The organism is Kitasatospora sp. NPDC059571 (assembly GCF_042735675.1).
Taxonomy (GTDB): domain Bacteria; phylum Actinomycetota; class Actinomycetes; order Streptomycetales; family Streptomycetaceae; genus Kitasatospora.
This window is the reverse complement of the sequence record NZ_JBHWBW010000010.1, coordinates 1-7,008: the sequence shown is the minus strand read 5'-3', so window position 1 is coordinate 7,008 and position 7,008 is coordinate 1. Positions and strand designations below refer to the sequence as shown.

Sequence of the window (7,008 nt, the reverse complement as noted above, 5' to 3'; positions counted from 1 at the left end):
GTTGGCGACGGTGCGGCCCGTGGGGAAGTTCTGGTTGGAGACGGTCGGCGGCCCGGGGGGGTGGCCGGGGGCGGGGGGGTGTATGGCGCCCACATGTTGTTTCCCTTGGGCGTTTTGGAGGCGGTTATTGCCCCCGCGGGGGGCGTCGACCATGCCCAGCAGCGTGGTGGGCATGGAGATCCAGCGGACCCCGCGCAGCCAGGTGGCGGCGACGAAGCCCGCCAGGTCGGTGGTGGCGCCGCCGCCGAGGCCGACAATCACATCGCTGCGGGTGAAGCCGGTCTGCCCGAGGACCGACCAGCAGTAGGCGGCCACCTCGGCGCTCTTGGCGTCCTCCGCGTTGGGCACCTGGAGGGCGATCGCCTCGTAGCCCTCGGCGGCGAGGTCCTCGCGAATCGCATCCCCGGTGGCGGAGAGCGCCTCGGGGTGGATGATCGCGACCCGCTTCGCCCTGGTGCCGATCAGCGGCGCGAGCTCGCCGAGCAGCTGGTGGCCGACCAGCACGTCGTACGGGTCGTGGCCGGCGCTGCCGCCGACGTGGATGGTGACGGTGTCGGTGGTCATGCCTGCTTCAGCTCCAGTGCTTCCATGACTGCGTCCGCGACCTGCTCCGGGCTGCGGTCCGCGGTGTCCACGACGGCCTTCGCCACCTCCAGGTAGAGGGGGCGGCGGGCCTCCATCAGCTCGCGCCAGCGGGCCCGCGGGTTGACCGCGAGCAGCGGCCGGGGCGCATCCAGGCCGACCCGCTTGACGGCGTCGCCGAGCGGCACCTCCAGGAACACCACCGGGAGCCCGGCGAGCGCGGACCGGGTGACGTCCGCCATGACGGCGCCCCCGCCGAGGGCGAGCACCCCGGAGTGACCCTCGACGGCGGCCCGGACGGCCTGCACCTCCAGCGCGCGGAAATGCGGCTCGCCCTCGTCGATGAAGATCTCCGGGATCGGCTTGCCGGCCAGCGCCTCGATGTCGGCGTCGGTGTCCCGGAAGGGCACGCCGAGCCGCTCGGCGACGAGCCGGCCGGCCGTGGACTTGCCGGACCCGGGCGGGCCGACCAGCACGACGACCGGAGCGCTCATCGGACGATCAGGTGGTCGAGGTAGCTCTGCACGTTGCGGCGGGTCTCGGAGACGTTGTCGCCGCCGAACTTCTCCGCGACCGCGTCGGCGAGCACCAGGGCGACCATGGCCTCGGCCACGATGCCCGCGGCAGGCACGGCACAGACGTCCGAACGCTGGTGGTGGGCCTTGGCGGGCTCACCGGTGCGCACGTCCAGGGTCTGCAGCGCGCGCGGCACGGTCGCGATCGGCTTCATCGCGGCCCGCACCCGCAGCAGCTCACCGGTGGACAGACCGCCCTCGGTGCCGCCGGAGCGCCCGGAGGTGCGCTTGACGCCGTCCGCGGTCGGCACGATCTCGTCGTGCGCCTGGGAGCCGGGCACCCGGGCCAGCTCGAAGCCGTCGCCGACCTCGACGCCCTTGATCGCCTGGATGCCCATCAGCGCGGCCGCGAGGCGCGCGTCGAGGCGGCGGTCCCAGTGCACGTGCGAGCCGAGGCCCACCGGCACGCCGTACGCGAGCACCTCGACCACGCCCCCGAGCGTGTCGCCGTCCTTGTGGGCCTGGTCGATCTCGGCGACCATCCGCTTGGACGCGTCGGCGTCCAGGCAGCGCACCGGGTCCTCGTCGAGGCGGGCCTCGTCGGCCGGCTCCGGGTACACGCCGAGCGGGGCCTTCGCGGCGCCCAGTTCGATCACGTGCGAGACCAGCTCGATGCCGCAGGTCTCCCGCAGGTACGAGCGGGCGACCGTGCCGATCGCCACCCGGGCGGCGGTCTCGCGCGCCGAGGCGCGCTCCAGGATCGGCCGGGCCTCGTCGAGCGAGTACTTCTGCATGCCGGCCAGGTCGGCGTGGCCGGGCCGCGGGCGGGTCAGCGGCTCGTTGCGGGCCAGGCCCGCGAGGATCTCCGGGTCGACCGGGTCGGCCGACATGACCTGCTCCCACTTCGGCCACTCGGTGTTGCCGACCATGATCGCGATCGGCGAGCCGATGGACAGGCCGTGCCGGACACCGCCGAGGAAGGTCACCTCGTCCTGCTCGAACTTCATCCGGGCGCCGCGGCCGTAGCCGAGCCGGCGGCGGGCGAGCGCGTCGGCCACCATCGCGGTGGTGACCGGCACACCGGCCGGCAGGCCCTCCAGCGTCGCGACCAGTGCGGGGCCGTGGGACTCCCCCGCCGTCAGCCAGCGCAACCTACCCAACGGAGCTCCTTCGTCAGCGGCCCGGCCCGCGCGGCACGGACCGGCCGGGGTGTTTCGTCCGGCGGGCCCGCCCCGGGGCTACGGCCCCCGGACCCGCACTCTGCTCCCGATCCTTTCATGCCGCAGCGCCCTACCGGAGCGTGGTCCGCGTGGCGGACACCCGGATGGACACTCACAGGCTCACCGGCCCCCGCCCCCGGCGGGCCGCTCAGCCCGCCGCGAGCGCCGTCTCCCCCGCCTCCCGCATGGCCGCGAGCGGCCCCGGGCGCACGCCGGTGAACGCCTCGAACTGCAGCACCGCCTGGTGCACGAGCAGGTCGAGTCCGCCGAGCACCACCGAGCCGCGCTCCGCGCACGCGGCGGCCAGCGCGGTCGGCCACGGGTGGTAGAGCACGTCGAACAAGGCTCCCGGCGCCGCCGGCAGCCCGGCCGCGAAGCCGTCGGTGGCGCCGACCGGCGTGGTCGACACGGTCAGCGGCGCGGCCAGCGCCTCGGCGCCGCGCTCCCACGGCTCTGTGCGCAGCCGCACCCCGAGCCGGTCCGCCAGCGCCCGCATCTCGGCGGCCCGCTCCGCGCTGCGCACGTAGACCGCGACCTCGCCGGTGCAGATCTCGGCCAGCGCCGCCAGCGCCGAGGAGGCGGTGGCGCCCGCGCCGAGCACGGCGGCGGCCTCCACCTTCTCGATGCCGCGCTCGCGCAGCGCGTTGACCAGGCCGGGGACGTCGGTGTTGTCGCCCCGGCGCGAGCCGTCCGGCCCGAAGACCACGGTGTTGACCGCGTCGACCGAGCGCGCGGTGTCGCCGATCTCGTCCAGCAGCGGCATGATCGCGCGCTTGAGCGGCATGGTGAGGGAGAGCCCGGACCACTCGGCGGCATCGAGGCCCGCGACGAAGCCCGGCAGCGCCGCCTCGTCCACCTCGAACCGGTCGTACCGCCGCTCGGCCATCCCGAGCGCGGCGTACCCGGCGCGGTGCAGCACCGGCGAGAGCGAGTGCGCGATCGGTGACCCCAGCACCGCGGCCCGCAGTTGAGTCGTCACGTCAGTCCCACCGTCCGTGTCGTGTACCGGGCGCCCTGATCAGCGCCGATGCCACGCATGGTACGCACCGCCGGACCCGCCGACCCTCGGCCGTCCGACCCTCGGTCGCCCCGACGGAACGGGCCGCCTCCGGATGGTCACGCCGAGACGGCCACCAACTCGCGGTCACGCCGGACGGTCACGTACCGGTGCTCCAGCCCGGGCGAGCACGCCGGACCGTCACGTGCCGGCGCTCACGCCCGGACGCTCAAGCCCGGACCGTCACTTGCAGACGCCGCGGGTCTTGTCGAACTGCTGGCCGTGCGCCTTGCAGTTCTCCTCGACGTTCTTCTGGTGCTCGGCGAAGGTGACCGCGAAGCGCGTCTCGGTCGGCGACATCGCGTACCAGTAGACCCAGTCGCCCGGCGTCGGGTTGAGCACCGCATTGATCGCGCCGTCGCCCGGATTGGAGATCGGGGTCGGCGGCAGGCCCTTGTTGACGTACGTGTTGTACGGGCTCTTGTTGCCTTCCATCTCCGCGTTGGTGAAGTTGGTGCGGCCGAGCGCGTACTGCAGCGTGGTGTCGAGCTGGAGCCTGCCCTGGGTGGCGGTGGTGTTCAGGCGGTTGTACAGCGCCCGGGCCATCTTGCCGAAGTCCTGGTCGTTGTTGCCCTCGGCCTGGAGGATGCTCGCCTCGATGATGACCTGGTAGCCGGACTTCAGGCCGATCTTCTGTGCGCCCTGGTCGAGGTTCAGCTCCCCGTAGTGCTTCACCGCGTTGGCGACCATCTGCTTGAGCAGCTCCTCGGGCTTCATGCCCTGGCTGATCGAGTACTTGGTCGGGTACAGGAAGCCTTCGATGTTGCCCTGCGCGTAGTCGGGCAGGCCGAGGGTGTTGACCTGGGTCTTGGCGACGTTGGCGGTCGCGCCCGCCTGCAGGCCCAGCTTCTTGTCGATCTTGGTGTAGATGTCGGCGGCCTTCAGGCCCTCGGGGACGACCAGCGCGTTGCCGCCGCCCGAGTCGATCAGGAGCTGCACGGCCGCGGCAGCCGACATCTGGTGGTGCATCGTGTAGAAGCCGGGCTGGATGCCGTTCGACTTGGGGTTCTTCTGATAGGCCGCGACGAAGGCCTTGGTGCTCTTCACGACACCGGAGTTGGCCAGCAGGATGCCGATCGTGGTGCCGTCCGCGCCGTCCTTGACCTCGATGTTCACCGAGCCCGTGCCGGCGCCGACGTAGTCCGGCGGCGGCCCGAAGTGGTCCTGGTAGAAGCCGTAGCCCCACCAGCCCGCGCCGCCGGTCGCGCCGAGCAGCACCAGGGCGACCACCAGGCAGGCGCCGCGGTTGCGGCGGCCGGCCTTCTTGCCCTGCTCCTTGCGCTTGCGCTCGGCGTCGCGGGAGGGGTCCTCCTCGCCGAGGAACGAGTCGTCGTCGGCATCGTCCGCGTACTCGTCGTCGGCGTACTCGTCCTGCGCGTACCCGTCCTCGGCCGCGTGCTCCGCCCACTCCTCGGGCTCGGCCGCGGTGTGGGCACCGTCGGGGTTCTCCAGCGCGGCGGCCTCGGCCTCCCAGTCGATCCCGTCGGGACCGGGGCCGGACGGCCGGGCCTGCCGCGGGGGCGGCACCGGTGCGCCCTGCTGCTGGCGCGGCACCCCGCCGCGCACCGGCGGCATCTGCCCGGTCGCCTGCTGCTGGGCGAACTGCTGCCCGCGCGGCTGCTGGCCCTGCGCCTGGCCCTGCTGCTGGAACTGCTGCTGCGGTTGCTGCCCGAACCCCTGCTGGCCGCCGCGCTGCTGCTGGCCCGGCCCGAACTGCTGCTGCCCCATGTGCTGTTGGGCCATCTGCTGCTGCGGGATCTGCCACGAGCCGGTCTGCTGGGCGTCCTGCTGCCCGTAGCCCTGCTGCTGGGGCGACTGCGGCTGCCGGCCGTAGCCCTGCTGCGGCACCTGCTGCTGCGAGTGTCCGCCGTAGGTCTGCTGGGCCGTCTGCTGCCCGTACCCGGGCTGCGCGTACCCCTGCTGCCCGTATCCCTGCTGGCCGCCGGCCTGCTCCTGCCCCTGCTGCTGGGGGTAGTGCTGCTGGCCCTGCTGCTGCGGATACCCCTGCTGCTGGTAGCCCTGCTGCGGGTAGCCCTGCTGCCCGTACTGCTGCTGCTGGGCGAACCGGCCCTGCGGCACCTGCCAGGAGCCGGTCCGGTCGACGTGCTGCTCAGGCTGCTGCGTCCCGTCGTAGCCGGGGTCGCCCGGGTACCACGGCTGGTCTCCCTGGGGGCGGTAGCCCCCACCCAGATCGGACATCGAACCCCTTAAGCATTCCGCCGCCATCGAACCGGCGTGCTACAGCGTCATTCGGAGGGAGACGTTACCGTACCGTACCCCGGCCCGATCCCCGTACGTACACCGTCAGTGACCACCGCCCGCGGGCGGGGAACTCTGCTGCGCCTGATACGCGTTGAATTCTGCGACGTTCTTCTGCTGCTGCTCGAAACTGTCCGTGAACCTGGTGTCACCGGGACGGACGGTGACGAAGTACAGCCAGTCACCCTCGGCGGGGTCGGCGGCGGCCCGCAGGGCGTCCCGGCCGGGGTTGGCGATCGGCGTCGGCGGCAGGCCGGTGTGCAGGTAGGTGTTGAAGGGCGAGTCCAGCTGGGTGTCGGTGGTCGTGGTCGTCAGCGAGGAGCGGCCGAGCGCGTAGTTGATCGACGAGTCGAGCTGCAGCGGCATGTTCTTGGCGAGCCGGTTGTAGATGACCCGGGCGACCTTCGCCATGTCCTCCGGGTTGTCGGCCTCCCCCTCGACGAGGCTGGCAACGGTGAGGATTCCGTAGGGGGTCTGGGCGAGTGCCGTGGCGGCGCTGTCGAGGCCCGCGGTCCCGTACACCTCGTTGGACTGCTTGACCATCTGCTGGAGCAGGCCGAGTGCCGTGGTCTCACCGGTCACCGGATAGGTGGAGGGGAAGAGGTAGCCCTCGGGGTTGCCCTTGGCGTCGTCCGGCAGGCCGAGGTCGCCGCTGTGCTGCTGCGCCACACCCTTGGTGGTGCCGGGCGCGAGCTTGAGGCGCTGGTCGACGGCGGCGTAGATCTGCTCCGCCCGGCGCCCCTCGGGGATGGTGAGGGCGTTGGCGTTGGCCGGGTCGAGCAGGATGCCGAGCGCCGCGGCCACCGACATCTTCTTCTTCAGGGTGTACGTGCCGGGCTGGATCCGGTTGCCGGCCGGGTGGTTGGCGGCCGCGTCGGTGAAGGCCCGGACGCTCGCCACCACGCCGTCGGCCACCAGGGCCCGGCCGATGTCGGTCAGGCTGGCACCCTGGTCCACCGAGACCTGGACGCTGCCGGCGCCGCCGCCGGTGACGTCGGCGGCGCGCGGCTCGGAGGACGAGGGCCAGAGCAGGACGACGGCCAGCAGCACCATGCAGGCCACCCCCGCGATCGCCGCCACGCTCAGACAGCAGGCGGCCCCCGTGCGGACCTTGCGCGGGTCGGGCGGTTCGACGGCGTACGGCTCCCCCGGCGGACGCCCGTCGGGCTCCTCGGCGGGCGCCCCGAGGTGACCCGGGGTGAGCCCCGGCGACATCCCGGGCGCGGTGTACGGGTCGGTCACGGCGGCCCTCCGTCGGCGGTGTGCCCCACCGGGTGCAGTAGGACGGTCAACGGCAGGGGGGGCCCGGGGGGGGGGGGCCGCACCCGGCCCCCCGGCCAGGGGAAGACAGAGATCGACACACACCACCGCAGAC

The 7,008-nt window shown here is 73.0% G+C and carries 6 protein-coding genes; all 6 read right to left on the bottom strand.

Annotated features, from left to right (window positions below):
- Positions 1 to 564, bottom strand: a 564-nt coding sequence (locus ACFV0G_RS02940; protein WP_380540569.1) for an iron-containing alcohol dehydrogenase, incomplete at its 3' end; no start/stop codon positions are given.
- A complete protein-coding gene (locus tag ACFV0G_RS02935; protein ID WP_380540566.1) occupies positions 561 to 1,076 on the bottom strand; it encodes a shikimate kinase in 516 nt (171 codons plus the stop codon). The genes ACFV0G_RS02935 and ACFV0G_RS02940, both read right to left, overlap by 4 nt.
- Positions 1,073 to 2,257 carry a chorismate synthase gene (gene aroC, locus ACFV0G_RS02930; RefSeq protein ID WP_380540563.1) on the bottom strand — a complete coding sequence of 395 codons (1,185 nt, stop codon included), beginning with the start codon at positions 2,255 to 2,257 and terminating at the stop codon, positions 1,073 to 1,075. The genes ACFV0G_RS02935 and aroC overlap by 4 nt, the downstream gene beginning before the upstream one ends.
- A gap of 208 nt (positions 2,258 to 2,465) precedes the next feature.
- Positions 2,466 to 3,296 (bottom strand): shikimate dehydrogenase, encoded by an 831-nt coding sequence (locus ACFV0G_RS02925; RefSeq protein ID WP_380540560.1) that lies wholly within the window; start codon positions 3,294 to 3,296, stop codon positions 2,466 to 2,468.
- A 261-nt stretch (positions 3,297 to 3,557) separates the two neighbouring features.
- Positions 3,558 to 5,573 (bottom strand): endolytic transglycosylase MltG, encoded by a 2,016-nt coding sequence (gene mltG, locus ACFV0G_RS02920; RefSeq protein WP_380540557.1) that lies wholly within the window; start codon positions 5,571 to 5,573, stop codon positions 3,558 to 3,560.
- A gap of 105 nt (positions 5,574 to 5,678) precedes the next feature.
- Positions 5,679 to 6,875 (bottom strand): endolytic transglycosylase MltG, encoded by a 1,197-nt coding sequence (gene mltG / locus ACFV0G_RS02915; protein WP_380540554.1) that lies wholly within the window; start codon positions 6,873 to 6,875, stop codon positions 5,679 to 5,681.
- Positions 6,876 to 7,008 lie beyond the last annotated feature (133 nt).

What these genes read in the sequence shown, in the direction of transcription:
- mltG (WP_380540557.1), bottom strand. Translation starts at nt 5,573, where the DNA reads ATGTCCGATCTGGGTGGGGGCTACCGCCCCCAGGGAGACCAGCCGTGG.
- ACFV0G_RS02935 (WP_380540566.1), bottom strand. Translation starts at nt 1,076, where the DNA reads ATGAGCGCTCCGGTCGTCGTGCTGGTCGGCCCGCCCGGGTCCGGCAAG.